27 protein-coding genes and 2 pseudogenes are annotated in these 25,039 nt (G+C 69.4%); 7 read left to right on the forward strand and 22 right to left on the reverse strand.

Going from position 1 to position 25,039, the window contains the following annotated elements; all coding sequences use genetic code 11:
- Positions 1 to 846 (reverse strand): 30S ribosomal protein S2, encoded by an 846-nt coding sequence (rpsB, locus tag AWC25_RS07845; RefSeq protein ID WP_069398653.1) that lies wholly within the window; start codon positions 844 to 846, stop codon positions 1 to 3.
- 316 nt (positions 847 to 1,162) lie between these two features.
- Here rpsB and AWC25_RS07855 point away from each other — a divergent pair.
- Positions 1,163 to 1,669 (forward strand): annotated as a pseudogene (locus AWC25_RS07855) (M23 family metallopeptidase); the annotation flags it as partial.
- Between the two features lie 109 nt (positions 1,670 to 1,778).
- Here AWC25_RS07855 and AWC25_RS07860 read toward each other — a convergent pair.
- The 3 genes from AWC25_RS07860 to AWC25_RS07870 are packed head-to-tail and all read right to left on the reverse strand — an operon-like array spanning position 1,779 to position 4,757.
- Positions 1,779 to 2,675 carry a tyrosine recombinase XerC gene (locus tag AWC25_RS07860; RefSeq protein ID WP_085166579.1) on the reverse strand — a complete coding sequence of 299 codons (897 nt, stop codon included), beginning with the start codon at positions 2,673 to 2,675 and terminating at the stop codon, positions 1,779 to 1,781.
- Between the two features lie 33 nt (positions 2,676 to 2,708).
- Positions 2,709 to 3,869, reverse strand: coding sequence for a lactate 2-monooxygenase (locus tag AWC25_RS07865; protein WP_069398650.1), 1,161 nt, complete (start codon positions 3,867 to 3,869; stop codon positions 2,709 to 2,711).
- Positions 3,870 to 3,893: 24 nt separating this feature from the next.
- Entirely contained in the window at positions 3,894 to 4,757 is an 864-nt protein-coding gene (locus AWC25_RS07870) for a siderophore-interacting protein (RefSeq protein ID WP_069398649.1), read from the reverse strand.
- Positions 4,758 to 4,878: 121 nt separating this feature from the next.
- Here AWC25_RS07870 and AWC25_RS07875 point away from each other — a divergent pair, with 121 nt between their 5' ends.
- Positions 4,879 to 5,709: an IclR family transcriptional regulator gene (locus AWC25_RS07875; protein WP_085166580.1), complete on the forward strand. Its 831-nt coding sequence runs from the start codon at positions 4,879 to 4,881 to the stop codon at positions 5,707 to 5,709.
- A 9-nt stretch (positions 5,710 to 5,718) separates the two neighbouring features.
- Here the strand turns inward: AWC25_RS07875 and AWC25_RS07880 are convergent, their stop codons facing one another.
- The 4 genes from AWC25_RS07880 to AWC25_RS07895 all read right to left on the reverse strand — a co-directional run bounded on the left by AWC25_RS07880 (position 5,719) and on the right by AWC25_RS07895 (position 9,764).
- Positions 5,719 to 6,918, reverse strand: coding sequence for a PPE family protein (locus AWC25_RS07880; protein WP_085166581.1), 1,200 nt, complete (start codon positions 6,916 to 6,918; stop codon positions 5,719 to 5,721).
- A 6-nt stretch (positions 6,919 to 6,924) separates the two neighbouring features.
- Positions 6,925 to 7,224, reverse strand: a complete 300-nt coding sequence (locus tag AWC25_RS07885; RefSeq protein WP_069398647.1) for a PE family protein — start codon at positions 7,222 to 7,224, stop codon at positions 6,925 to 6,927.
- Positions 7,225 to 7,297: 73 nt separating this feature from the next.
- Positions 7,298 to 8,377, reverse strand: a complete 1,080-nt coding sequence (locus AWC25_RS07890) for a PPE family protein (RefSeq protein ID WP_069398646.1) — start codon at positions 8,375 to 8,377, stop codon at positions 7,298 to 7,300.
- Between the two features lie 16 nt (positions 8,378 to 8,393).
- On the reverse strand, positions 8,394 to 9,764 hold the full coding sequence (locus tag AWC25_RS07895; protein WP_211281029.1) for an MFS transporter: 1,371 nt from the start codon (positions 9,762 to 9,764) through the stop codon (positions 8,394 to 8,396).
- 175 nt (positions 9,765 to 9,939) lie between these two features.
- Here AWC25_RS07895 and AWC25_RS07900 point away from each other — a divergent pair, with 175 nt between their 5' ends.
- On the forward strand, positions 9,940 to 11,184 hold the full coding sequence (locus AWC25_RS07900; RefSeq protein WP_244899470.1) for a CaiB/BaiF CoA transferase family protein: 1,245 nt from the start codon (positions 9,940 to 9,942) through the stop codon (positions 11,182 to 11,184).
- A complete protein-coding gene (locus AWC25_RS07905; RefSeq protein ID WP_069398644.1) occupies positions 11,181 to 12,095 on the forward strand; it encodes a beta/alpha barrel domain-containing protein in 915 nt (304 codons plus the stop codon). Before AWC25_RS07900 ends, AWC25_RS07905 begins: the two co-directional genes overlap by 4 nt.
- On the opposite strand, the gene dprA is transcribed toward AWC25_RS07905, so the two are convergent.
- The 5 genes from dprA to AWC25_RS07930 form a co-directional block, all read right to left on the reverse strand.
- Positions 12,092 to 13,246, reverse strand: coding sequence for a DNA-processing protein DprA (dprA, locus tag AWC25_RS07910; protein WP_069398643.1), 1,155 nt, complete (start codon positions 13,244 to 13,246; stop codon positions 12,092 to 12,094). The genes AWC25_RS07905 and dprA overlap by 4 nt on opposite strands.
- Positions 13,243 to 14,754: a YifB family Mg chelatase-like AAA ATPase gene (locus tag AWC25_RS07915; RefSeq protein ID WP_069398642.1), complete on the reverse strand. Its 1,512-nt coding sequence runs from the start codon at positions 14,752 to 14,754 to the stop codon at positions 13,243 to 13,245. Before AWC25_RS07915 ends, dprA begins: the two co-directional genes overlap by 4 nt.
- Positions 14,754 to 15,131 (reverse strand): YraN family protein, encoded by a 378-nt coding sequence (locus AWC25_RS07920; RefSeq protein WP_069398717.1) that lies wholly within the window; start codon positions 15,129 to 15,131, stop codon positions 14,754 to 14,756. Before AWC25_RS07920 ends, AWC25_RS07915 begins: the two co-directional genes overlap by 1 nt.
- Before the next feature lie 122 nt (positions 15,132 to 15,253).
- Positions 15,254 to 16,075 (reverse strand): formate dehydrogenase accessory sulfurtransferase FdhD, encoded by an 822-nt coding sequence (fdhD, locus tag AWC25_RS07925; protein WP_069398641.1) that lies wholly within the window; start codon positions 16,073 to 16,075, stop codon positions 15,254 to 15,256.
- A gap of 38 nt (positions 16,076 to 16,113) precedes the next feature.
- On the reverse strand, positions 16,114 to 17,094 hold the full coding sequence (locus AWC25_RS07930; RefSeq protein ID WP_069398640.1) for an NAD-dependent epimerase/dehydratase family protein: 981 nt from the start codon (positions 17,092 to 17,094) through the stop codon (positions 16,114 to 16,116).
- Between the two features lie 201 nt (positions 17,095 to 17,295).
- On the opposite strand from AWC25_RS07930, the gene AWC25_RS07935 reads away from it, so the two are divergent.
- A complete protein-coding gene (locus tag AWC25_RS07935) occupies positions 17,296 to 18,054 on the forward strand; it encodes a GAF and ANTAR domain-containing protein (RefSeq protein ID WP_085166583.1) in 759 nt (252 codons plus the stop codon).
- On the opposite strand, the gene AWC25_RS07940 is transcribed toward AWC25_RS07935, so the two are convergent.
- From AWC25_RS07940 to rplS, 4 genes and pseudogenes are all read right to left on the reverse strand, one after another.
- Positions 18,043 to 18,348, reverse strand: coding sequence for a DUF2469 domain-containing protein (locus AWC25_RS07940; RefSeq protein ID WP_007171389.1), 306 nt, complete (start codon positions 18,346 to 18,348; stop codon positions 18,043 to 18,045). The genes AWC25_RS07935 and AWC25_RS07940 overlap by 12 nt on opposite strands.
- Before the next feature lie 15 nt (positions 18,349 to 18,363).
- Positions 18,364 to 19,189 (reverse strand): annotated as a pseudogene (locus tag AWC25_RS07945) (ribonuclease HII).
- Between the two features lie 2 nt (positions 19,190 to 19,191).
- Positions 19,192 to 20,100 (reverse strand): signal peptidase I, encoded by a 909-nt coding sequence (gene lepB, locus AWC25_RS07950; protein WP_069398637.1) that lies wholly within the window; start codon positions 20,098 to 20,100, stop codon positions 19,192 to 19,194.
- Positions 20,101 to 20,190: 90 nt separating this feature from the next.
- Positions 20,191 to 20,532 (reverse strand): 50S ribosomal protein L19, encoded by a 342-nt coding sequence (gene rplS, locus AWC25_RS07955; protein WP_069398636.1) that lies wholly within the window; start codon positions 20,530 to 20,532, stop codon positions 20,191 to 20,193.
- 349 nt (positions 20,533 to 20,881) lie between these two features.
- On the opposite strand from rplS, the gene AWC25_RS07960 reads away from it, so the two are divergent.
- Positions 20,882 to 21,826, forward strand: a complete 945-nt coding sequence (locus AWC25_RS07960; RefSeq protein WP_069398635.1) for a serine hydrolase — start codon at positions 20,882 to 20,884, stop codon at positions 21,824 to 21,826.
- A gap of 5 nt (positions 21,827 to 21,831) precedes the next feature.
- On the opposite strand, the gene trmD is transcribed toward AWC25_RS07960, so the two are convergent.
- From trmD to AWC25_RS07985, 5 genes are all read right to left on the reverse strand, one after another.
- Positions 21,832 to 22,533: a tRNA (guanosine(37)-N1)-methyltransferase TrmD gene (trmD, locus tag AWC25_RS07965; protein ID WP_069398634.1), complete on the reverse strand. Its 702-nt coding sequence runs from the start codon at positions 22,531 to 22,533 to the stop codon at positions 21,832 to 21,834.
- Positions 22,534 to 22,550: 17 nt separating this feature from the next.
- Positions 22,551 to 23,084 (reverse strand): ribosome maturation factor RimM, encoded by a 534-nt coding sequence (gene rimM / locus AWC25_RS07970; protein WP_069398633.1) that lies wholly within the window; start codon positions 23,082 to 23,084, stop codon positions 22,551 to 22,553.
- Between the two features lie 12 nt (positions 23,085 to 23,096).
- Entirely contained in the window at positions 23,097 to 23,339 is a 243-nt protein-coding gene (locus AWC25_RS07975) for an RNA-binding protein (protein ID WP_036354608.1), read from the reverse strand.
- Between the two features lie 8 nt (positions 23,340 to 23,347).
- Positions 23,348 to 23,884, reverse strand: coding sequence for a 30S ribosomal protein S16 (gene rpsP / locus AWC25_RS07980; protein ID WP_069398632.1), 537 nt, complete (start codon positions 23,882 to 23,884; stop codon positions 23,348 to 23,350).
- A 198-nt stretch (positions 23,885 to 24,082) separates the two neighbouring features.
- The gene (locus AWC25_RS07985; RefSeq protein WP_069398631.1) at positions 24,083 to 24,514 is read right to left on the reverse strand and encodes a nuclear transport factor 2 family protein; all 432 of its coding nucleotides are present in this window, start codon (positions 24,512 to 24,514) and stop codon (positions 24,083 to 24,085) included.
- A 94-nt stretch (positions 24,515 to 24,608) separates the two neighbouring features.
- Here AWC25_RS07985 and AWC25_RS07990 point away from each other — a divergent pair, with 94 nt between their 5' ends.
- Positions 24,609 to 25,031 (forward strand): nitroreductase family deazaflavin-dependent oxidoreductase, encoded by a 423-nt coding sequence (locus AWC25_RS07990; protein WP_069398630.1) that lies wholly within the window; start codon positions 24,609 to 24,611, stop codon positions 25,029 to 25,031.
- Positions 25,032 to 25,039: the final 8 nt, after the last annotated feature.

Genomic DNA, 25,039 nt, shown 5'->3' on the forward strand with positions numbered 1-25,039 from the left:
TCAGCCTTCCGTGGGTGTTGATTCGGGTGCGCCCGCAGCGGCGTCGTTGCCAGCGGTGGGGGCGGCGGTTGCGGTTGCGGAGGCCAACAGTTCCTGCTCCCACTCGGCCAGCGGCTCGGCGGCTTCCGCCTCGGGCTTGCCGTCGCCGCGGCCCACGCCGGCGCGAGCCTGCAGGCCCTCGGCGACCGCGGAGGCGATCACCTTGGTCAGCAGCGCGGCCGAGCGGATGGCGTCGTCATTGCCCGGGATCGGGTAGTCGACCTCGTCGGGGTCGCAGTTGGTGTCCAGGATCGCGATGACCGGGATGCCCAGCTTGCGGGCCTCGCCGACGGCGATGTGCTCCTTGTTGGTGTCGACGACCCACACCGCCGAGGGCACCTTGGCCATGTCGCGGATACCGCCGAGGCTGCGCTCCAGCTTGTTCTTCTCGCGGGTCAGGCCCAGGATTTCCTTCTTGGTGCGGCCCTCGAAGCCACCGGTCTGCTCCATGGCCTCCAGCTCCTTGAGGCGCTGCAGCCGCTTGTGCACGGTGGAGAAGTTGGTGAGCATGCCGCCCAGCCAGCGCTGGTTCACGTACGGCATGCCGACGCGGGTGGCCTCGGCGGCGACGGACTCCTGCGCCTGCTTCTTGGTGCCGACGAACAGCACGGTGCCGCCGTGCGCGACGGTCTCCTTGACGAACTCGTACGCCTTGTCGATGAACGTCAGCGTCTGCTGCAGGTCGATGATGTAGATGCCGTTGCGGTCGGTGAAGATGAACCGCTTCATCTTGGGATTCCAGCGCCGGGTCTGGTGCCCGAAGTGGGTGCCGCTGTCCAGCAGCTGTTTCATGGTCACGACGGCCATGGTGATGCCATTCCTTTGTTTCGGTTGCCGCCCGGCGACGGGTGAAGCCGGGCCCTGGCGCCTGCTGCGATGCCGGACCCTGTTACGGGACCGCCCGGCATGCGATGCGTTCTCCTAGGGACACCAGAGACGCGAGGCAGACGCGCGAAGTCAGCCCGCGAACGAGCTGCGTCGAGCAGTTTACACCGATTCAGCTGGTGGTTTTGCACGCCGGGTGGCGGGCCGCCCTCGGTGCCGGTGTCCACACCGCGGCGTCGGTGCACAGCTCGGGCGTACCCGAGTGGTCGAGTCGCCGGTGCCGGGGTGAGCTGGGCGGGTGCGACGGGCGGCGCTGATCCTGGGCTTGACCCTGGCCGGGGTGCTGACCTGCACGGTTTCGGCGACGGCGAACCCTGACGTGTCCCAGGTTCGGCTGCAGTGGCCGCTGCGCCCGGCCCCGGGCGTCGTGCGCGGATTCGATGCGCCGTCGCCGAACTGGCGGCCCGGGCACCGCGGGGTGGATCTGGCCGGGCGGGCCGGTCAGCCGGTATACGCCGCGGGACGTGCGACCGTCGTGTTCGCCGGGTTGCTGGCGGGACGCCCGGTGGTATCGCTGGCCCACCCGGGTGGGCTACGCACCAGCTACGAGCCGGTCCGGGCGGTGGTGCAGGCCGGGCAGCAGGTCACGGCCCGGACGGTGCTGGGCGAATTGATCGCCGGGCACCCCGGCTGCCCCGCCGCGGCATGTCTGCACTGGGGCGCGATGTGGGGCCCGGCCTCGGCCGCGGATTACGTCGACCCGGTGGGCCTGCTGGCGTCCACGCCGGTGCGGCTCAAACCGCTGGACGGCTGACGAGTGTGCTTGCGGTGGCGAGTGTGCGCCGGCGGCGGCCCGCCGCGGCGCGTCGGCACCCTGGGCGGACACTCGACGCCGGCGATGCACACGCAATGCGTCAGGCCCGCGGGTGGGCCTGATCGTGCACGGCCCGCAGCCGCGACACCGCGACATGGGTGTAGAGCTGGGTGGTCGCCAGGCTCGAATGACCCAGCAGCTCCTGCACCACCCGCAGGTCGGCCCCGCCCTCGAGCAGATGCGTGGCGGCGCTGTGCCGCAGCCCGTGCGGGCCCATGTCGGGTGCACCGTGCACCGCCGCGATGGTCTGGTGCACCACGGTGCGCGCCTGGCGCACGTCCAGCCGGCGACCTCGCGCGCCGAGCAGTAGCGCCGGACCGGACTGTGCGGTCGCCAGCGCGGGACGCCCGTCGGTCAGCCAGGTGTGCAGCGCGTCGGCCGCCGGCACCCCGAATGGCGCGGTGCGCTGCTTGTTGCCCTTGCCGAGCACCCGCACCACCCGCTGCCGAGCGTCGACGTCGTCGACGTCCAAGCCGCACAGCTCACTGACCCGGATGCCGGTCGCATAGAGCATCTCCACGATCAGCCGGTCCCGCAACGCCAGCGGATCGCCTTGCTCGGCACCGGATTTCGCGGCCGCCATGGCGTCCAGGGCCTGATCTTGGCGCAGCACCGCCGGCAGGGTGCGGTGCGCCTTAGGTACCTGCAGGCGCACGGCGGGATCCGACGTCAACAATCCGCGCCGCACCGCCCAGGCGGTGAACGCCTTGATCGCCGAGGTGCGACGGGCCAGCGTGGTGCGGGCGGCCCCGGTCGCCGCCCCGCTGGACAACCACGACCGCAGCAGCGGCAGGCTCAGGCCGTCCAGCCCCGCGTCGTGGCGTTGCAGATAGGCGAACAGTGAGCGCAGATCGCCCAGGTAGCCACGGCGGGTGTGCGCGGACCGGCCGCACTGCAGATTCAGGTATTCGTCGAACTCGTCGAGGATCGCCTGCACTCCCCCACGGTGGCAGCGCGACAAGCCCGCGCTCTAGTCGACGCGCCGAAGCGTGTCCGGGGTGAGATCTTTGAGCGTGGGATAACCGTCGACGGCCATGATGAGGTCCGCTTCGGCCAGGATCGAGCGCAGCACGTGCACGATGCCGTCGACGCCGCCGAGCGCCAGCCCGTAGGCGTACGGTCGGCCGACGCCCACCGCGGTCGCCCCCAGCGCCAGCGCCTTGACGACGTCGGCGCCGTTGCGGATCCCCGAGTCGAACAGCACCGGCAGCCCGTCGGCCGCTTCGACCACGCCGGGCAGGCAGTCCAGCGCGGGCAGACCGCCGTTGGCCTGGCGACCGCCGTGCGTGGAGCAGTAGATGCCGTCGACACCGCCGTCGCGGGCGCGGCGCGCGTCGTCGGGATGGCAGATGCCCTTGATGATTAGGGGCAGGTCGGTCAGCGACCGAAGCCAGGCGAGGTCGTCCCAGGTCAACGGGTTCCCGAACGTCGTGATCCACTGCAGCACGGCGGCTTGCGGGTCCTCCTCGGGCGGGCGCGCCAGGCTGGCACGGAAGACCGGATCGCTGGTGTAGTTGCTCAGGCAGTGCCCCCGCAGCTGAGGGAAGTTGGCCGTGCTCAGGTCGCGGGGACGCCATCCCGGAATCCAGGTGTCCAGGGTGACGATGATGCCCTTGAACCCGGCGGCTTCGGCGCGTTGCACAAGGCTGGCGGCCAGCTCCCGGTCCTTCGGCGTGTACAGCTGGAAGAAGCCGGGGGTGTCGCCGAATTCGGCGGCGACGTCCTCCAGCGGGTCGGCGGTCAGGGTGGAAACCACCATGGGGACCCCGGTGGCGGCGGCCGCGCGCGCGGTGGCCAGGTCGCCGTGACCGTCCTGCGCGCAGATGCCGATGACGCCGATCGGCGCCAGGAACACCGGCGACGGCAGGGTCAGGCCGAACAACTCCACCGAGAGGTCACGCTCGGCGGCGCCGACGAACATGCGCGGTATCAAGCCCCAGCGATCGAACGCCTCCCGGTTGGCCCGCTGCGTGCGCTCATCGCCGGCACCGCCGGTGACGTAGGACCACACCGACGGCGGCATCGCCCGCTCGGCGCGCGTCTCCAACTCCGCGAACGCCATCGGCAGCGCGGGCGCCACCCCACCCAGTCCCTTGAAGTAGATCTCGTTCTGGTAGTCGCCGTATGCCATGCGTAGAGAATGCCAGCCGGGCCGTCAGGCTTTCGCCGACTGTGCCCCGGATTCCGACTCGGCCAGTTCCTTCTTCCATTGCCGGAAGGTCTCCTCGGTGCGGCCGCGGCGCCAGTAGCCCGAGATCGACGACGACCACTTGGCGTCGATGCCGCGCTCCTTGCGGATGAACGGCCGCAGATTGTGCATGACGGTTTGGGCTTCCCCGTGGATGAAGACATGCACCTGCCCGGGCAACCACAGCGTGGTCGTGACCGCCTCGATCAGCGGGGCGAAGTCGCCGGCACGGTCCTCGGTCACCAGGTCGGCCCGGCCGCCGCGGTACACCCAGTTCACCTGCATGCCGTCCGGGGCGGTCAACGGGATCTCGTCTTCGGGACTGGCCACTTCGATGAATGTCTTGCCGACTGCGTTGGGCGGCAATGCCTCCAGCGCGGTGGCGATGGCCGGCAGCGCCGACTCGTCACCGGCCAGCAGATGCCAGTCGGCCGCGGGATCCGGCGTGTAGGCCCCGCCGGGACCCATCAGATAGATCACCTGACCGGGCTGTGCCGACGCCGCCCAGACGCCGGCGACGCCGTGCTCGCCGTGCACGACGATGTCCAGCGCGATCCGGCGGGCGGCGGGGTCGACCTTGCGGACGGTGAGGGTCCGCACGGACGGCCGCTTCTCGGGCGGAAGCACGGAGAAACTGTCCAGGGTCAACGGCTGCGGCAGCGCGGCGACGTCGATGTCGTCGGCGGCGAAGACCAGCTTGACGTACGAATCGGTGAACTTGCTCGGAACAAAGGTGTCGAACTGGTCGCTGCCCAGCGTCACGCGCACCATATGCGGCGCGATCTGCTCAGTACCGACGACTTCGAAACGTTGAAGGGGTCGACCTGCCACGTGTCCTCCTGTCCAGACCCGGCCCCAGCCGACTATACGAGCCGGCCCGTCGCCGCAGGTCGGCCGCCACGGCGGTACGCAAATGCGCCGTGCGGCGGGGCCAAACCGGGACAATGGACAGATGAGCGAGGGAGAGCTGAGCGACGCCGAGAGCTTGCACATTCCACCGCTGGCGCCGTCGCGGACCCTGTCCGCGGGGATGAAGCCGTTGCTGGTCTTGGCGAAGATTCGCGGCATCATGGACGCCTTTACGCTGTCGGAACCCGAGTTGACGCTCAGCGAAATCCGCACCCGGACCGGGTATCCGACGTCGACGGTGCAGCGGCTGGTGGCCAATCTGGTGGCCGAGGAGTTTCTCGATCGGGTCGACGACCGGTTCCGGATCGGCGCACGGGTCGCCTACTGGGCGGCCCCGGTGGCCAGCAGCATGGGCCTGCTCGATGCGGTGACGCCGGCGTTGGAGTCGCTGCGCGACGCCAGCGGGGAGACGGCGTGCTTCTTCCGTCGCGAGGGACCGTTCCGGGTGTGTGTCGCACTCGCGGAGACGCGGCACGGGATCCGCCGCGAGATGCATATCGGCAAGATCATCCCGCTGCATGTTGGCTCGGCCGGCCGGGTCCTGATGGCCTGGGACGACGACGCGCTCACCGAGGTGCTCGGTTCGAGGCTGGTCCAATTCACCGACGCGACCGTCGTCGATCCGGATGTGTTGCGCAGCAAGGTCGATGAGACGCGCCGGATGGGTTTCGCGATCACCAGCGGCGAACGTGACGAGGGGGCGACCGGTGTCGCGGCCCCGGTGTTCGACTCGCACGGCCATGTACTGGGCGCGTTGATGATCAGCGGGCCCAGCTTCCGGTTCTCCCCCGAACTCGCCGGACGGTGGGCCGACAACGTCGTAGGGGCCGCCGATCAGGTGACGCGCACCCTGGGCGGCCGGCTCCCGTACTGAGTGCGGGCGCTAGCCGGCGGCGGGCGGCCGGGCGACGACGGTGGGACGCACGCCGTACCGGGGTGCCCTAGCGCCTCCGGCGCCCACCCCGGTTCCGGCGAGCGGCATGCCGCCGAAGACGTTGCCGGCGGGCGCGTCCGGGGCCTCCCTGATGTTGCTGACCGCCGGCAGCACAGCCCCGTGGGATGGTTCGGCCAACACGTTCTCGCCCCACCGGGCCGGAACCGATAGACGACCGACGGAGGTCGCGCCGCCCAACGCTCCTGCGACCGGAGCCCCCAGCCCGGACAGCCCGAGTCCCGCTGCCGGTGGAGCGGCGATCGCCGGTGCGGCCGCCGCCCCCGCACCCGCCGCGCCGCCCAGTGTGCCTGCGGATTTCGCGATCGTGACGAAGGTGTTGGCGATGCCGGCCGAGAAGAAGGGCAGGCCCTCGGTGTTGTAGAACGTGGTGGAAAACGGCGCGTAGTAGGTCAACAGGTCACCCAGCCATCCCAGCGGACCCGAGGTTAGCGCGTCCTTCACCGGGTCCCCCGGTGCCGCAGCCTGCGCACCGGTGGACAACTTCCCCAGCGCCGAGATGATCTGGCTCATCCTGCTGCGCAACGTGTTTTGCGCCGTGCCCGCCGTCGTACCAGTCGCCGCGGCGACCGAGTTGCTTTGCTGGGCCGCACCATCCGGGTTCGTCGCCTGGGGCGCAGAGGTAAATGGCTTGACCGCCGCGCTGCTCGCGGATCGACCCGCATAGTTGTACATCGTCGCCGAGTCGGTGGCCCACATCTCTGCGTACCGGGCTTCCAAAGCTGCTATGGCCGCGGCATTTTGGCCCAGAACGTTCATGGAGAGCAGCTTCGTCAGATTGCGACGGTTGGCCGCGATCACGGGCGGCGGCACGACGGTGGCATGCGCCGTCTCGAACGCCGTCGCGGCGGACATGGCTTGGCTGGCCGCATCCTCCACCGCGGCGGCAGTGGTTCGCATCCATTCCACATAGGGGGTCACGGCTTGCACCATCGATGTCGACGCCTGCCCCAACCACTCCTCGCTGGACAGCGTGTTCAGCACCCTGTCGTAGCCCAGGGCTGCCGAATTCAGCTCGGCGGCAAGGGTATTCCACGCAGCGGCCGCTCCCGTCATCGACGCCGAGCCGGGACCGGCGTACATCAGCCCCGAGTTGATCTCCGGTGTCAACGCCCCGAAGTCGAGCACCATGCCCCCTTAACCGGCTGCGATCGCGTTGGCGGCCTCGGTCGCCGCGTACGATCCGGAACTGAAAGCCAAAGCGCTGACGAACATTTCGTGAATCACCATCGCTTGTGCGCTGACCTGTTGATACAGCTGCGCGTGGGCCGCAAACTGCGCCGCGGTCAGTATTGAAACTTGGTCCGCGGCAGCGGGAATCACCTCGGTGGTCGGTACTGCCACCGCCGCGTTCTGGGCCGCGAGCCCATCGCCGATGGCGCGCAATGCGCCAGCGGCTTCCGTCAATGCTTCGGGTTGCGCGGTAACAAAGGACATATGATCTCCTTACTCGATTATCTCCGGTCTCCAGGAGCACTCTGGTGTTCGAAGTATGTTGCGGCTCAGTTAGTTACCCGGCCGATGGCGGACGGACGGTGAAGCGGGGGCGAAATCCGTATTCACGGGGCGGCAGGCCGCCGCGGTCACGTCTGCCACGCGCCGGCGCCAGTTGGCGCAGCAGCGCTTCCGGGCCGTTCGACGGGCCGCTAACGCCCCCGGTGTTGATCGCGTGGACGATGGGGTGTTCTGCTGCCGTGGGCGTCGTCGCGGACCAGCCCGGTGGAACCGACAGCGAACCGACCTTGGTTGACGAAGCCAGACTTGCCGAGATCAGCCCGCCCCCGAGACCGACGGGGGCCGCGAGGGCGGGCGGTGCGGCCAAGCCCACCGCGGCGGCACCGACCAGATGCTCGGGCCACAGCGCGCCCATTTGCAAGAAAATCAGGGATCCCGCATAGACCATCGGCCAGTAGATGACGTCCAAGGGACCGAACAGAAGTCCCTTAACCTGGCTGGACAAGCTGTTGACCAGGTCGGTCAGCGATGCCGGCGGCGTCGACGGCGCGCCAGTCCCGGTCGCCGCCGCGGCAACCGCCGCGTGCTGTTGGGTCAGTCCGGCCTGGTCGGTGGTTTGTTGCGGCTCGGCGAACGGGACGAGCTGGGCGGCCGTCGACGCCAGGCCGGCATAGCCGTTCATGGCCGCGGCGTCCTGGGCCCACATCTGCGCGTAGGCGGCCTCGGTGGCCGCGATGGCCGCGGTGTTCTGTCCCAAGATGTTGGTCGCGATGAGCGCCAGCAGCTGCGCGCGGTTCTCGGCGATCACCGGCGGCGGGACCGTCATCGCAAAGGCCGTATCGAACGCCGAGGCGACGCTTTTGGCCTGGATGCTGGTTTGTTCGGCCAGCGCCGCGGCCGCGCTGAGCCAGGAGATGTAGGGCGTGGCGGCCGCCAGCATGGAGCGCGACGCCGGGCCGAACCAAGACGAGCTGGTCAGCTCGGCCGTCACCGCCGAATAGCTGGCCGCGCTCGAGGACAGCTCGGCCGCCAGGTAATCCCAGGCCGCGGCCGCGGCCATCATGGGTCCCGGCCCGGCACCGGCGTACATGCGGGCCGAGTTGATCTCCGGCGGTAGTGCCCCGAAATCGATCACCGTTGCTCCCGGGCCGTCATGTCGGGTTGATTTCCTCGAGACTGCGGCGCGAGGTCCGCGGACCCAGCGTCAGGACGGCGACGATGACGACGACCAGCGCGGTTGCCACCACGGTGAACATCACGCCGGCGCCGTGCCGGTCCAGGATCGGGATGAGAACGAAAGGTGCTGCCCCACTGGATAATCGGGATAACGAGTAGGTCCAACCGACCGCGGTGGCGCGCACGCTCGTCGGGAAGATCTCCGCCTGGTACACGTGGTAGACGTTGGAGAAGACGTTGCTGGTGGCGGTGGTCAAAAAGCCGAAGAACACGATCGCCACGGCCGATGACTGCGTCGCGAACAGCAGTCCGAAGACGGCCAGGGCGACGACCGAGCCGACGAGCAGGAACTTGCGTTCGAACCTGGCCAGCAATGGGATGGCCGTCAGTGAGCCGATGGGATAGCCGAGAAACGACAACGCGCTGAACAACATCGACGACGTGACGGTGTAGCCGCGACTGACCAGCACCAGCGCGGCCAGGGTGCCGAACCCGTAGTAGCCGAAGGTCTGAAACAGGTGGAACACGATCAGCATCGCCACCCGGCGGTGGTAGGGGGCGCGCCGCAGCAGCGCCGGTTCCCGACGAGGTTCGGCGCGGGAGTCGTCGGTCACCGCATCGATTCGCAGGGCGGGCACATTCGACCCGGCGGCGAAGATATTCAAGGCCCGCTGGGCCTCGTCGATTCGTCCGGCATACACCAGCCAGCGCGGCGATTCCACGAGCCAGCGCTTGAGGGCGAACACGATGACGACCCCGCCGGAACCCAGGGCCAGCAGCCACCGCCACCCCGCGATGCCGAGCGGCGAGTGCTGGGTCAACCACCACGCCAGAAAGCCGACGAAGGGTACGGCGAGAAACGAACACGTGTAGGCGTAAGAGGCCAGCCGGCCACGGTGTTCTTTGGGTAAAACGTCGGCCAGATAGGAGTCGGCGACCGGATAGACGGCGCCGATGCCCACCCCGGCCAACAAACGCGCGAGTACCAGCAACGCGGGCGACGGCGCGAACGCGCCGGCCAGCGAGCAGGCGGAAAACCAGCCGAGGCCGAGCAGGAATGCTTTGCGGCGACCCATCCGATCGGCGAGGCGACCGAAAAATGCTGCGCCGAAGAACATTCCGATGAACGATGACGCCAGAACCAGCTTGAGCGCGGCGCCCCGCACGCCGAAGTCGTGGCTGAGCGTGGCGCTCATGGTGCTGGACAAGAAGATCTCGTAGATCTCGAAGAACAAGCCGAGTCCGACCGCCACGACGAGCTTGCGGTGCACCGCACCCACCGGCAAGCCGTCCAGCTGGGCGCCCACGGAATGTCCACTCCCGGTCCTGGTCGGTGCTGTGGTCATGCCGCCCTCTCGTCGTCGAGAGCCCGCCGCCCGAGCGCCGGGTCTACAAAGTGGGTTGTCATCCGCATTGTGAGCAAAACGACAAGAACTGACTGTAGCGGGTCACGTCACGGGATGAAAGAGTCATTTCCCATATTGTGGGTTCTAATGCACGATGTGGGTTATGGAGGCAGACGTGGGTAAGGGAGGAGGCAACGGATTGGATAAGGGACCGCTCGATCGGATACGGGTTCTCGAGCTGGGCAACTACATCGCCGCGCCGACCGCGGGACGGTTGTTAGCCGATTTCGGTGCCGAGGTGATCAAGGTCGAGCGGCCGGTGACCGGCGACGAGCTACGGACGTGGCGGCTGTACTCGGGTACGACCTCGATGCTGTTTCGCACCATCAACCGCAACAAGAAGTCCGTGGTGATCGACCTCAGCAGCGAATACGGCCAGGCGAGGGTGCGCGAGTTGGCCCGGGGCTGCGACATCGTGCTGGAGAACTTCCGGCCGGGCACCGTGGAGCGGTGGGGCATCGGCCCCGCCGAGTTGTGCGCGCAGAATCCGGACCTGATCTTCGTCCGCGTCTCGGCCTACGGGCAGACCGGACCGCGTCGGCACGAACCGGGTTTCGCCGCGGTGGCCGAAGCGATGGCAGGTCTGCGGGCACTCACCGGCGAACCGGACCGTCCGCCGGCACGCACTGGCGTGTCGATCGGCGACTCCATCGCCGGCATCTATGCCGCCTTCGGCGCGCTCGTCGCCGTGCACCGACGCCAAAAAGACCGGGTCGCAGGGCGATTGACGTCGATCGCCGACCGCACCGTGGACGTCGCGCTGACCGAGGCGGTCTTCTCGGTGATGGAGTCGCTGGTGCCCGAGTACGACGCCTACCAGGTGACCCGGACCCGTACCGGCGGTCGCATGGAGGGGATCGCCCCCTCGAATGCCTACCGATGCGCCGACGACCGCTGGCTGGTGATCGCCGGCAACGGCGACGGCATCTACCGCCGCTTGATGAACGTGATCGGCCGGCCGGACCTGGCCGAAAGCCCCCGCCTGGCCAACAACGCCCAGCGTTGGCAGGCCCGCGACGAGCTGGACGAGGCGATCAGCGCGTGGACAGCCACCAGGACTGCGCGCGAAGCACTTTCGGCGCTGGGGGCCGCCGCAGTTCCGGCCGGTCCGATCAACACGGCCGCCGACATCAAGGCCGATGAGCAGTTTCGGGCGCGCGGCATGATCCAGCACCTGCCGGTGTCGACCGGCACCGAGGTCCTGCCCGCCGTGGCGTTCCCCGGCATCGTGCCCCGCATCGGTGACCACGCCGCGGCGATCCGCAGCCTCGGACCGGATCTCGGTGAGCACACCGAGGAGATCCTCGGCGCCCTGCCGCCGGACATTCGCACACTCGACATCAAGGAGGCGGTCCGATGACGACCCCGGTGCGGCTACGCGATGTGACCTTGCGTGACGGTTTGCAACTCACCGGCCAGCTGCTCGATGCGCGCACGAAGGTCGGGCTGGCGCGGTTCCTGCTCGGCGCCGGCATCGACGAGCTGGAGATCGGGGCGATGGCCCGCCCGGATCTGGTGCCGCCGATGGCCAATACCGTCGAGGTCATCGAGGCGTTGACACCCGAAGAGCGGCAACGGTGTTGGGTGTGGACGGCAACCCCACGCGGCATCGCCCGCGCGGTGGCGGCCGGCGCGCAGAACGTCCAGTACTGCCTGTCGGTCAGCGACGCACACAACCGCGCCAACGTGGGCCGCGCCACCACGCAGAGCATGGCCGCATTGCCCGAGGCCATCGATATCGCGGCGCTGGGCGGCGCGCGGGTGCAGCTCACCCTGGCGACCGCCTTCACGTGTCCGTATCGCGGCGCGGTCGACCCGCAGCACGTCGTCAACTTGGTGAGCGACAACCGGACGGCGGGCATCTCGAGCGTGGTGCTGTGTGACACCTTGGGGCAAGCCACGCCCGACCAAGTGCGGCAACTTGTTTCGCGCGTGCACGAGGTGGCACCCGAGCACGAGATCGTCTTCCACGGGCACGACACCTGGGGGCTGGGGGTGGCCAACACCATGGCCGCGATCCAGGCCGGGGCGGCCGTGGTCGACGGCGCGCTCGGCGGCCTGGGCGGTTGCCCGTTCGCCCCGGGTGCCAGCGGTAACACGTCGACCGAAGACCTGTTGTTCGCGCTGCAACCGGCGTGGCTGACCCCCTCGGTGTTCTCCGACGTCGTCACGGCCGGCGCGCAGATCCTGGCCCGGCTCGGCGAACCCAACCGGTCCCGGGCGGCCGAGGGCGCACGCTCGACGGCCGACGTGTTCCCCTGGGTCACCTAGCCCCCTCCCGTGCGGGCGCGGCGGGCCCGCACGATGCGCCATCGCCCGTCGTCGCGTTCGGCCAGCCCGCTCAGCTCGAGGATCGCCAACGGGCCCAGCACCTGCTCGGGCATCAGGCTTGCGGCGACGGCTATTTCGTCGACGGAGACCGCACCGCGACCGGGCAGCGCCTCGTACACCCGGCGCTCGGACTCGCCCAGCCCGTCGAGCTCGGTGGCCGGCCGCTCCTCGTCGCCGGCGAGTTCGCCGATCCGCCCGACCAGCTCGACGATGTCGTCGGCGCGGGTGATCAGCTCGGCCCCGTTGCGCAGCAGCGCGTGACACCCCGCCGACGCCGACGAGGTGATTGGGCCCGGCACTGCGGCCACCACCCGGCCCAGCGCACGGGCCCAGGCCGCGGTGTTTGCGGCCCCGCTGCGCAAGCCGGCCTCCACCACCACGGCGGCCCCGGCCACGGCGGCGACCAGGCGATTGCGGGTCAGGAACCGGTACCGCGCCGGACGCGTGCCGGGCGGATACTCGCTGAACAGCAACCCGTGCTGGCCGATGCGGTGCAGCAATGCCGAATGCCCTGCCGGATAAGGGATGTCGATGCCGCCGGCCAGCACCGCCACCGTGATCCCCTCGCACCGCAACGCCGCGCGGTGCGCCGCACCGTCGATACCGTAGGCGCCGCCGGAGACCACCGCGATGTCGCGCTGGACCAGCCCCGCCGCCAGATCCCCCGCGATGTGCTCGCCGTAGGCCGTGGCCGCCCGGGTACCGACCAGCGCGGCCGCGCGCGGTGTCACCTCGTCCAGGCGCGCCGGGCCCAGCGCCCACAACACCAGCGGTGGTGCGCCCTGCGGTCGGGCCGCGGCACCGCCGAACGCCGAGAACGCCAGCGCCGGCCACTCCGGGCAATCCGGGGTGAGCAACCGGCCGCCGCGACGGCCGAGCAGCTCGAGATCGGCGGCGGCGTTGTCGATGTCGCGTCTGGCCGCGGTGCGCCGGAGCAGGTCGTCGCCGACCAGTCCGCGCCGCACCCGATCGGCCGCCTCCACCGGGCCGACGCAGTGCACCAGGGCCGCCAGTGGCGGGCACGGCGGTTCGGCCACGCGTGACAGATATGCCCAGGCCCGGGCCGTCGGATCGGTGCTGGTCGCGGTCATCGGTGCGCCCCGAACTGCCGGAAACTCAACGCCGCGGCCACCTCGTCGGGGCCGGGCGCGGTCCGGCCCGCCAAGTCGGCCAGGCTCCACGCGACGCGCAACGTGCGATCGAGCCCGCGAATGCTGAGCAGCCCGCGATCGACCGCCCGGCGCAGCGGATCCATGGCCTGGCCGCCGGGCCGGAACTTTCGGCGCAGCAGCGTCCCGCTGACCTCGGCGTTGGTCCGAAACCCGTGCGGGCGCCACCGCGCCGCGGCCGTCTCGCGGGCCTGCGCCACCCGGTGGCGTACCCGAGCCGACGATTCGCCATCGGCCGCCGCGAACGCCTCCGCCCGTACCGGATTCATCTGCACCCGCAGGTCCACCCGGTCGAGCAGCGGGCCCGAAAGCTTGCCCAGGTAACGGCGTTTGGTCAGCGCCGGGCAGATGCAATCCTGCGGATCGGCCGGCGCACACGGACACGGATTCGCGGCCAGCACCAGCTGGAACCGGGCCGGGTAGCACGCCACGCCGTCGCGACGGGCCAGGCGAATGGCCCCGTCTTCCAGCGGTGTGCGCAGCGCCTCCAGCGCGCTGACGCTGATTTCGGCGCATTCGTCGAGAAACAGCACACCGCGGTGGGCCCGGCTCACCGCGCCCGGGCGGGCCATCCCCGACCCCCCGCCGACCAGTGCGGCCACGCTCGAACTGTGGTGCGGGGCCACGAATGGCGGCCGGGTGATCAGCGGCGTGTCCCCCGACAACAAACCCGCCACCGAATGGATCGCGGTGACCTCGAGGGCCTCATCGTCGGTCAGCCGGGGTAACAGTCCCGGAAGACGTTGCGCCAGCATGGTTTTGCCCACGCCCGGCGGCCCGGTCAGCATCAGGTGGTGCGCGCCGGCGGCCGCCACCTCCACCGCGAAACGTGCTTGGGCCTGCCCCACCACGTCGGCCAGATCCTCCGCCGGCTCCGGGCCGGCGCCGGGAGCGGTGATCCGCGCGTCCAACCGCACCGACCCGGCCAGCCAACCCTGCAATTGCCGCAGCGTGCGCACGCCCCAGACGTCGATGCCGTCGACCAGGCTGGCCTCGGCAAGATTGTCCACCGGGACCACGACGGCGGGCCAGCCGTCGCGCTTGGCGGCCAGCACCGCGGGCAACACGCCGCGCACCGACCGGACCCGGCCGTCCAGCGACAGCTCGCCGAGCAGCACCGTCTTCTCCAGGCGTTCCCAGGGGTTCCTGCGCTGGGCCGAAAGCACGGCCGACGCCAGCGCGATGTCGTAGACGGAACCCATCTTCGGCAGCGTCGCCGGGGACAAGGCGAGCGTAAGGCGGGCCGTGGGCCAGTTGTTCCCGCAGTTGGCGACGGCGGCGCGGACCCGATCCCGCGACTCCTGCAGCGCGGCGTCGGGCAAGCCGACGAGGTGGACGCCGGGCAGTCCCGAGCTGATGTCGGCCTCGATCTCCACGATCTGCCCATCCAGCCCGCGCACGGCCACCGAGAACGCGCGCCCCAGCGCCATCAGCCGATCCCCTGCAGGTGGGAGATCTCCGGGGCGCGGCGGCGGCCGACCCGCACGCCGATCACGTCGATGCGCACCGCGGCCCAGCGTTCGTCCTGGGCGGCCAGCCACAGTCCGGCCAGCCGGCGCAGCCGCCGGACCTTGCGGGGGGTGACCGCGTGCGCCAATCCCCCGAATCCGTCCCCGGTGCGGGTCTTGACCTCGACGAACACCACCGTGTGGGTGGCGTCGTCGGCGGCGATCACATCCAGCTCGCCGTAGCGGGATCGCCAGTTGCGGTCCAGGATCCGCAAGCCGGTGCGGGTCAGAAAGTCCACGGCCAGGGCCTCGCCCATGGCCCCCAGCTCGATCCGGGTCGGGGTCTTCGCAGTCGTCATGCGGCCGACGCTGCCCGGCGGTCCCGACATCCCGGGCCGCGGCGCGCGGTCAGACCCGCGCGCGACCAACCGTCATCCCCAGCCGGGCGTCCATCCACAGCGGCAACCGGCCGCCGCAGCGATCAGGCGATCCGGTCCGGGCGGGTGTAGACGTTCATCGAATCCTGGCGCAGGAACGCCACCAGCGTGAGCCCCGACTCCTCGGCCAGCGACACCGCCAGCGACGACGGCGCGGACACCGCGGCCAGCACCGGAATCCCGGCCAGCACCGCCTTCTGCGTCAGCTCGAACGACGCCCGGCCGCTGACCAGCAGCACCGCGCCGCTCAACGGTATGCGCTGCTGTTCCAGCGCCCAACCGATCACCTTGTCGACGGCGTTGTGCCGGCCGATGTCCTCACGGACCACCAGCATCGACCCCGCGGCGTCGAACAGCGCGGCGGCGTGCAATCCGCCGGTGCTGTCGAAAACCTTTTGCGCACTGCGCAATCGGCCGGGCAGCGCCTTGAGGGTGTCGGCGCCGACCACAACCGGGTCGTCCCCCGGCGGAAAACGGCTGATCACCCGCACCGCGTCCAGCGACGCCTTGCCGCACACGCCGCACGAGGAGGTGGTGTAGAAATTGCGGGTCACGTCGAGACCGGGCGGCTGCACGCCCGCGGCCAACGTCACGTCCACCACGTTGTAGGTGTTGGCGCCATCGGGCCCGCGACCACCGCAGTAGCGAATGGTCTGCACGTCGCCGCGGCGGGCGATGACGCCTTCGGTGAGCAAAAAGCCTTGGGCGAGTTCGAAGTCCGAGCCCGGCGTCCGCATCGTCACCGTCACCGGGGTGCCGTTGACACGCAGTTCCAGCGGCTCCTCCACCGCCAGCGTTTCCGGCCGGCTGACGGCCTGACCCGCGTTCAGATGCAGGGCGCGCCGGCGCGCGGTCACGTTCCCCACGGCATTAACCTCACCAGGTCAAACTACCCGGCGGGCGGTCACACCGCCGAGGCCAGCGCCTCCAGCGCCTCCGCCGAGGAGTACAGCGGCCGCCAGCCCAGCTGCGTGCGCGCCTTGGTGGTGTCCATCACGACCGATGTCCGGGTGGCGTGCAGCCATTCCAAAGCCGACGGGACGAACGGCACCCGCGCCAGGGCCGCCGACGCGGCCGTCGCGGCCGCGCCGGGAACGCGGACCGGCCGGCCGCCCAGCGCCCTGGCCACCTCGGCGATCGTCACCAGGCCGTCACCGGCGATGTTGTAGGCCCCCGGCGGCACCGGGGCGGTCGCGGCCAGCGCGATCGCGGCGGCGACGTCGTCGTGGTGCACCAGCTGCAACGCGAAACCGGGGTCGGGCACGACGGGCTTGAGCATCGGCACCGCCTTGACCACGGCACGCACCGGGCCCGGTAGCTGATTCCACGGCATCGCGTCGGCCAGCGCGGGCGCGTTCGGCCCGGCCACGACGCAGGGCCGCAGCACGAACACCTCCAGCGGGCAATCCGCGACGATGTCGGCGAGCATCGCCTCGCAGGCCGCCTTCTGGGCGGAGTAGTAATGCTCCGGGGACCCCCGGGTCGGCACCTGCTCGGTGAGGGGCACCGGGTTGTCAGCGTGATAGCCGTAGGCCGCCACCGACGAGCAGTACACCAGGCGCCGCGGGCCGGGCTGCGTCACGGTCGCCTCGAACACGTTTCGCGTGCCCTGCAGGTTGATACGCTCGCTCTCCTCCCGCGAACCCATCACGATGAACGCCAGGTGGATCACCACGTCGGCCGGTGCCACCAGGTCGTCCACGGCCGCGCGATCCAGGATGTCGCCCTGCCGGTAGCTGGTCTTCTGCCAGCCGCGCGACGCCGGGTCGAACGGCCGGCGGGCCATCCCGATGATCGCGTCGACCGCGGGTTCGCGCTCCAGCGCCGTCACCGCGGAGACACCGATCTCTCCGGTCGGCCCGGTCACGGCAACGGTAAGCCCCATCCTCAGATGCTTCCCGGTCGCGTCGCCGGCAAACCGTCAGCGCCGAAAGTCGGTGGTGAACGGGCCGCTTGCTCTAGGGTCGACTTGGCTTGCCGGTGGCCGGCGAGTGCGGGGAAACACAGCGAGTACGGCCTGGTGTGCCGCCGGCGATCGCCGCGGCTTACCGTGGGCGAGACGGCGACATCGCCGGGGAGGCACGACATGGCAGAACCGCAGGACGGGACACGCACCGCGACACCGGGCGGGGAGAAGGCCGACCTGGCGACGGTCTTCGCGGCGCTGGCCGAAATCTTCTATCAGGGCTCGGACGCCAAGGAGATGTACGCGGCCATCTGCATCGCCGCGACCCTGACCGTCCGCGGTTGTGATCACGCCAGCTTGCTGATGCTGGAAAACGACCACTACGTCACCGTCGGCGCCAGCGACGAGCTGGCCAAGAAGATCGATCAGATGGAGCTCGAGGCCGGCGACGGGCCGTGCCTGGACGCCATCGAGGAGGAAACCCCGCAGCTCGACACCGACCTGACCACGCCGTCGCACTGGCCAAAGCTGGCGGCCCGGCTGGTCGCGGAGACGCCGGTGCGCGGCGCGATGGGATTCCGGCTGCTGGTCAACAAGCGCAAAGGCGCGGCGCTCAACCTGTTCAGCGACACCCCCAACCTGTTCGACAACGAATCCGCCGGGCGCGCGGCGGTGCTGGCCGCGTTCGCCAGCGTGGCCATCAACGCGGTGGCCAAGGGGGAAGACGCCGCCAGCCTGCGGCGCGGCCTGCTCAGCAACCGGGAGATCGGCAAGGCGGTCGGAATGCTGATGCTGCTGCACGACATGACCGAGGAGCAGGCGTTCGACCTGCTGCGCCGGCACTCGCAAGCCCTGAACATCAAGCTGGCCGACGTGGCGCGCGAGGTCATCGAGCGGCGCGGAAGCCTGCCGTCCAACGGCGAGCAACTACTCGGGTAGCCGCAACTCGGGCTTCTCGACCTCTTCGATGTTGACGTCCTTGAAGGTGACCACCCGCACCTGCTTGACGAACCGCGCCGGCCGGTACATGTCCCACACCCAGGCGTCGGACAGGCGCAGCTCGAAGTACACCTCGCCGTCGGCGTTGCGCGGCACCATCTCCACGCTGTTGGCCAGGTAGAAGCGGCGCTCGGTCTCCACCACGTAGCTGAACTGGCCGACGATGTCCTTGTATTCGCGGTACAGCGAGAGCTCCATCTCGGTTTCGTACTTTTCGAGATCCTCCGCGCTCATCTGCCATTCACCTGCTCAGACGTCCTTTTCCCTGCCAGTGTCCCGACTCCGCCGCGGGACCGCTGCTGCCAGCATGACCGCCCCGCCAGGAGTCTGCATCCATCTTTCCTCACAGGTATTCGGCCCGCTCGGCCGGTAGGTCCGGTTTGCATTCGGCGACCACCCGGGTGCCCGAGCCGTCCCCGGACGGCGAGGCCACCCGGCGGACGTTGATGAACGAAAAGCGGTGCTCGGGGCAGGGGCCCAAGTCGTGCAGCGCGCGGCCGTGCGCCGGGGTGCTGTAGCCCTTGTGCTCGGCGAAGCCGTAGCCGGGATGCTCGGCATCCATTTTCACCATCAGCCGGTCGCGGCTCACCTTCGCCAGCACGCTGGCCGCGGCGATGCAGGCCGCGGCGGCGTCGCCGCCGACGACCGGAAGCGACGGCATCGGCAGACCGGGCACCCGGAAGCCGTCGCTCAGCACGTAACCGGGCCGCACCGACAGTCCCGCCACCGCGCGCCGCATACCCTCGATGTTGGCGACGTGCACGCCGCGGCGGTCCACTTCGACCGACGGGATGAACACCACGTGATAGGCCAGCGCGTAGCGGCAGATCAACGGGAACAGCTTCTCCCGCATCTTCTCGGTGAGCTTCTTCGAATCATCAAGGGCGGCAAGGCTTTCCAGCCGATTCGGGCTGAGGACGCAGGCCGCCACCACCAGCGGGCCGGCGCAGGCGCCGCGGCCCACCTCGTCCACCCCCGCCACCGGGCCCAGGCCGTTGCGGTGCAGCGCGGACTCCAGGGTACGCAGTCCGGACGCTTTGCGGATGACCGTGCGCGGCGGCCACGTGGTGGCCACGGCTACTGGCCTTGCTGGGGGTTCGTCGAACCCACGCCACCCCATCGTGTCGGCGGCCAGACGATGAACCTGGCCTTGCCGATGACGTTGGCCACCGGCACCGTCCCCGACATCGGATCACCGGTACACAGAACGCCTTTGAGCGCGTCGGCCGGAACGCTGGTGCAGTGGGCCCGCGAGTCGGCGGAGTGGGTGCGGTTGTCCCCCATCACCCAAAGCCGTCCCGCCGGCACCGTCACCGGGCCGAATTCGCTTCCCAGACAGGGATATACGGTCGGATCGGCCATCATCGTGGCCGGGTTCAGGTACGGCTCCCGGAGCGGCCTGCCGTCGACCGTCAATCCGGTGTCGGCCCGGCACTGCACCGTCTGCCCGCCGACGGCGATGACCCGCTTGACCAGATCGTTCTCGTCGGGCGGCACAAACCCGATGAACGACAACGCATTCTGGACCCAGCGCAGCGCGGTGTTGCTCGAGCGGATGGACTTGTACCCGACGTTCCAGGACGGCGGTCCCTTGAAGACGACAACGTCGCCGGGGTGCACGGAGCCGAAGCGATAGGTGAGCTTGTCGACCATGATCCGGTCGCCGACGCATCCGGTGCACCCGTGCAGGGTGGGTTCCATCGACTCCGACGGGATCAAATACGGGCGCGCCACGAACGTCAGCATCACGTAGTAGAGCAGGATCGCCGTGGCGGCCAGCACCGCCAGCTCGCGCAGCGCCGACTTCTTCTTGGGCTCCGGCGTTTCCGTGTCGGTCGTACCGTCGGTCCCCGCGCCGACCGGGTCCGGCGCGGCGGTCGCGTCGTCGACGTCACCCAGCGGTGTCTCGGGGGTGCGGGTGGAGACCTTCGGCTCGGACTGAGCAGGGTCGGACTGGGGCTCGGGTGAGTCCGTGGAATCCGTCACGAGATCAGCGTAGTCAGCGCGGCGCGCGGGCCGTCGAGGCGTCGCCGCGGCCGGCCGGGCGAACCGCCGACATCGCCGCGACGGGCGCGGTCAGCGCTTTTCCTTGATCTTCGCCTTCTTGCCGCGCAGTTCGCGCAGGTAGTACAGCTTGGCCCGACGCACATCACCACGCGTCACGACCTCGATGTGGTCGATGTTCGGCGAATGCACCGGGAAGGTCCGCTCGACGCCGACGCCGTAGCTTTCCTTGCGCACGGTGAAGGTCTCGCGGACGCCGCCGCCGGACCGGCGGATCACCACGCCCTTGAACACCTGAATACGCTCCTTGGCGCCCTCGATGACCTTGACGTGCACGTTGATGGTGTCGCCCGGGTGGAAGGCCGGGATGTCGTCGCGCAGCGACGCCTGGTCAACAAAGTCCAGCCTGTTCATGTGAGAGACACTTCCTTGCGGTCACGGCGTGCGGCAACTGCCCGCACGCAGGGGTGGTCGGCAAGCCATTGGGGCTTCGGGGGCGCGTCTCGCGGCGGGCGCAAACCGCCCAGCCGCTGAAGACAACTGGTCAATTGTGCCAGACGCCCCGCGTGCATTGAAAATCACAGGTAAACGCCGCGGTTTGCGCCGCGCCGAAGCCGCTGGTGAGTGGTACATATGACTGGGGTCGTCCCGCGCTTGTCAACCCGAACTCAACGCGGACTCAATGATGCCCGGGCAGATTGCAGGTAGACGCCGACTTAACAGCAGACCTAACAGCAGACGTCGGAGAACTGGGAGAACAGGGATGGGTGTCCGTCCGCTCACCGCTCTCGCCGCGATCGCGGCGGTGACGCTGGTGCTGGCCGGATGCGACGAGGCCCGGCCGGGCGCGCGGCCGCCCAAACCGTCGGGCAAGGGCGCTGCCGGCTCCTCGCAGCTGGTGCAACTGCTGCTGGACACCAACCCGGACACCGAAAATCTGGCCGGGGCGCCGATGGCCGGTTTCAACGGGCTGCAGGCGCGCATCCAGCAGGCCACCGAGCAGGCCGCCGCGAGCGGGGCCACGCTCTCGGTGGGCATTCTCGACCGCAGGACGCATGAGCTGGTCTCCAACGGCAATCCGCTGATCGTCGGCACCGCGTCGGTGGCCAAGCTGTTCATCGCCGACGATCTGCTGCTGGCCGAGGCACAGGGCAAGATCCGGCTGTCCCCGCAGGACCGTCAGTCGCTCGACGTCATGTTGCAGTCGTCCGACGACGGTGCGGCCGAACGGTTCTGGGATCAGGGCGGCGGCAGCAGCATCATCAGCCAGGTCGCCAGCCGCTACGGGCTGTCGTCCACCACTCCGCCACCCGACGGCCGCTGGTGGAACACGATGAGCTCGCTGCCCGACCTGATCCATTACTACGACGAGCTGCTCGACGGCACCGGCGGGCTGCCCGCGGAGCGGGCCAAGATCATCGTCAACGACCTGGCCCAGTCGACCCCCAACGGAGTCGACGGCTACCCGCAGCGGTTCGGCATCCCCGACGGCCTGTTCGCCGAGCCGGTGGCGGTCAAGCAGGGCTGGATGTGCTGCATCGGCACAGAGTGGATGCACCTGTCGACGGGCGTGGTGGGCGCCGACCGGCGCTACATCATGGTGGTCGAGTCGCTGCAGTCCTCCGACGACGCGACGGCACGGGACACGATCACCCAGGCCGTCAAGACGATGTTCCCCAACGGCCGGATCGGCTCCGGCGGCTTCTAGGGTCGTCAGGCGCCGGGCTCACCCCGGCCGAGATCGGGACGGCGCTCCCGGGTCCGCCGCAGCGACACCTCGCGGCGCCAGGCGGCGATGCGCGCGTGGTCGCCGGACAGCAGTACCTCGGGGACGTCGAGACCCCGCCAGCTCGGCGGCCGGGTGTAGCTGGGCCCCTCGAGCAGCCCGCCCAGCGTCGGGGAGTGCGAATCTTCCCGGTGCGACGCCGGATTGCCCAACACCCCCGCGACAAGCCGCAGCACCGCTTCGATCATCACCACGGCCGCCGACTCCCCGCCCGGCAGCACGTAGTCGCCGATCGAGACTTCTTCGACCCGCATCCGGCGGCCGGCGTCCTCGACGACGCGCTGGTCGATGCCCTCGTAACGACCGCAGGCGAATACCAGATGCCGCTGTCCGCTCCAGCGCTGGGCGGTGGCTTGCTTGAACAGCTCACCCGCCGGCGTCGGAACCACCAATAGTGTCTCGTCAGAACAGATTTCATCGAGCGCCTCGCCCCAGACGGGCGCCTTCATCACCATGCCGGGGCCGCCGCCGTAGGGGGCGTCGTCGACAGAGCGATGCACGTCGTGCGTCCACCGGCGCAGGTCGTGCACCTCGATATCGACCAGACCCGCCTCGATCGCCTTGCCGGGCAGCGATTGCCGCAGCGGATCCAGGTAGGCCGGGAAAATCGTGATCACGTCGATCCTCATGCCGATGCGCGCCCCATCTACGCCAAGTCCAGCAGACCCTCGGGCGGATCGATTTCGACCGTCTGGTCGTCCAGCGACACCGACGTGACGATGGCGGTCACGAACGGCACCAAGACTTCCCGGCCGTCGCCGCCCTCGCCTCGGCGCACCGCCAGCAACTCCCCCGCCGCGGTGTGCAGCACTTCGGCGACGACGCCGACATCGTGCCCGGTGGTGGTGCGCACGTGCAGGCCTTCGAGCTGATGGTCGTAGTAGGTGTCCGGCTCGTCGATCGGCGGCAGGTCATCGGAGTCCACCACGAACAGGTTGCCGCGCAACCCATCCGCGGCGTCGCGGTCCTGCACCCCGGCCAGCCGCACCAGCAGCCGGCCGCCGTGTTCCCGCACGGTGTCGACGACGAAGCTGCGCGGCTCCGCGTTGCCGCGAGGGGGCTTGGCGCGCAACGTATTACCCGGGGCGAAACGCAGGGCGGGGTCGTCGGTGTGCACCTCCACCACCAGTTCGCCGGCGATGCCGTGTGCTTTCACGACGCGCCCGACGAGCAGCTCCATGGGGGAAAAGACCTACTGGTCGGTGTCCACCACGTCGACCCGGATACCGCGGCCACCGATGCCGGCGACCAGCGTGCGCAGCGCGGTCGCCGTGCGTCCGCCGCGACCGATCACCTTGCCCAAATCGTCGGGGTGGACGTGCACCTCGACCGTCCGCCCGCGCCGGCTTGTCACCAGGTCGACCCGGACATCGTCCGGGTTGTCCACGATGCCGCGGACCAGATGCTCGACTGCGTCGACGACGACGGTACTCATTGCCACGGTCAGCTTTCGGTCGCGGACTCGGCTTCGGCCGCACCGGCCGGGGCGGTTTCAGCGGCCGCAGGCGCCTCAGGGGCCTCACCGGTTTCAGGCGCCTCAGGGGCCTGCTCGCCCTTCTCGGCGCCCTTGGCGGCCTTCTTGGCCCCCGCAGTCGACGCCTTCTTCTTCGGCTTGGTGGCCTCGGCGGTCGGGCCGCCTTCGGCCTCGGCGAGTGCGGCGTTGAACAGCTCCAGCTTGCTCGGCTTCGGCGCGGCGACCTGCAGGGTGCCCTCCGCGCCGGGCAGACCCTTGAACTTCTGCCAGTCACCGGTGATCTTCAACAGCTTGAGGACCGGCTCGGTCGGCTGCGCGCCGACGGACAACCAGTACTGGGCCCGCTCCGAGTTGATCTCGATCAGGCTGGGCTCTTCCTTGGGGTGGTAGCGGCCGATCACCTCGATCGAGCGGCCGTCGCGGCGGGTGCGCGCGTCGGCCACGGCGATGCGGTACTGGGGGTTGCGGATCTTGCCAAGCCGGGTGAGCTTGATCTTGACAGCCATGAGTAAGCGAATTCTCCTGTGTGTGTCACGCTGCAATTCAGCGATCCGGGCGGGATGCCGAGATCCGGTTTTGCCTCGCGTGTGTGACCGCCGAACAAGCACCCCGGATGCGGGGCGGGTCGCGCGGCGGACAGCCGCTAATTGTGCCAGAACGAGGGCCGTGGACAGAAATTCGTCCGGCCGCAACGCCCGACGCCGTCACATCACCTTCTGGAAGACCTTCGTCTCGACCCGGCGGGTCATCCGCCAACCCTGCGGCGTACGCACGAACTCGTCGTCGTACCAGAGGCCGCAGAACATCACCTGGTCTCCCGGTTTACCCGAGTCGCTGGGAAAGACCATCGGGTTGAAGCAGATCACCCGTGACGAGGCCTTATCCCCGTCGATCTGCACCGAGAAATTGCCGAGCATGTGCGCATACACCGGAAAGTTCGGCAGCACCTCCGACAGCCACTTCTTCACCTCGGGATAACGACCCTCGATTCCGCCGAGGGCCGTGTAATCGATGTAGGCGTCCTCGGTGAACACCTTGTCCAGATCGTCGAATCGTCGCTGGTCGATCGCGGTGGAGTAGTCCACCATCAGCTGCTGGATCTCCAGACGGTCAGAAATTTCGGCCAGGCTCAACATGCATCGATTGAACACGATCTATCGCCGCGTTTTAACGCGCCCGCCCCCGGTTACCAAACCCGCGTAGCCGTCGACCGACAGTGGGGACAACCAAATGAGCGAGCAAGCCGATTTCAACGAGCGCAATATCGCCGAATTTCGGGCCAATCACGGTCGGGTCGGCGGCCAATTCGAGGGGGCGCCACTGCTCATCCTGCACACCGTCGGCGCGCGCAGCGGCAAGCCGCGGACCAACATCATGATGTATCTATCCGACGGCGACCGGTATCTGGTGTTCGCGTCGAAGGCCGGCGCCGACGACAACCCCGCCTGGTACTGGAACCTCAGGGCCAACCCCGACACCCGCATCGAGGTCGGGGACGACGTCGTCGACGTGCACGCCACGGAGCTGCACGGTGCCGAGCGCGACGAGAAGTACGCGCTGCAGGCCCAGCGGTATCCGGGATTCGCCGACTACCAGCGCAAGACGTCGCGGACCATCCCCGTGGTCGCGCTCACCCCGGTCGCGGCGTCGTAGTCGACGCC

Source organism: Mycobacterium sherrisii (assembly GCF_002102355.1).
Taxonomy (GTDB): domain Bacteria; phylum Actinomycetota; class Actinomycetes; order Mycobacteriales; family Mycobacteriaceae; genus Mycobacterium; species Mycobacterium sherrisii.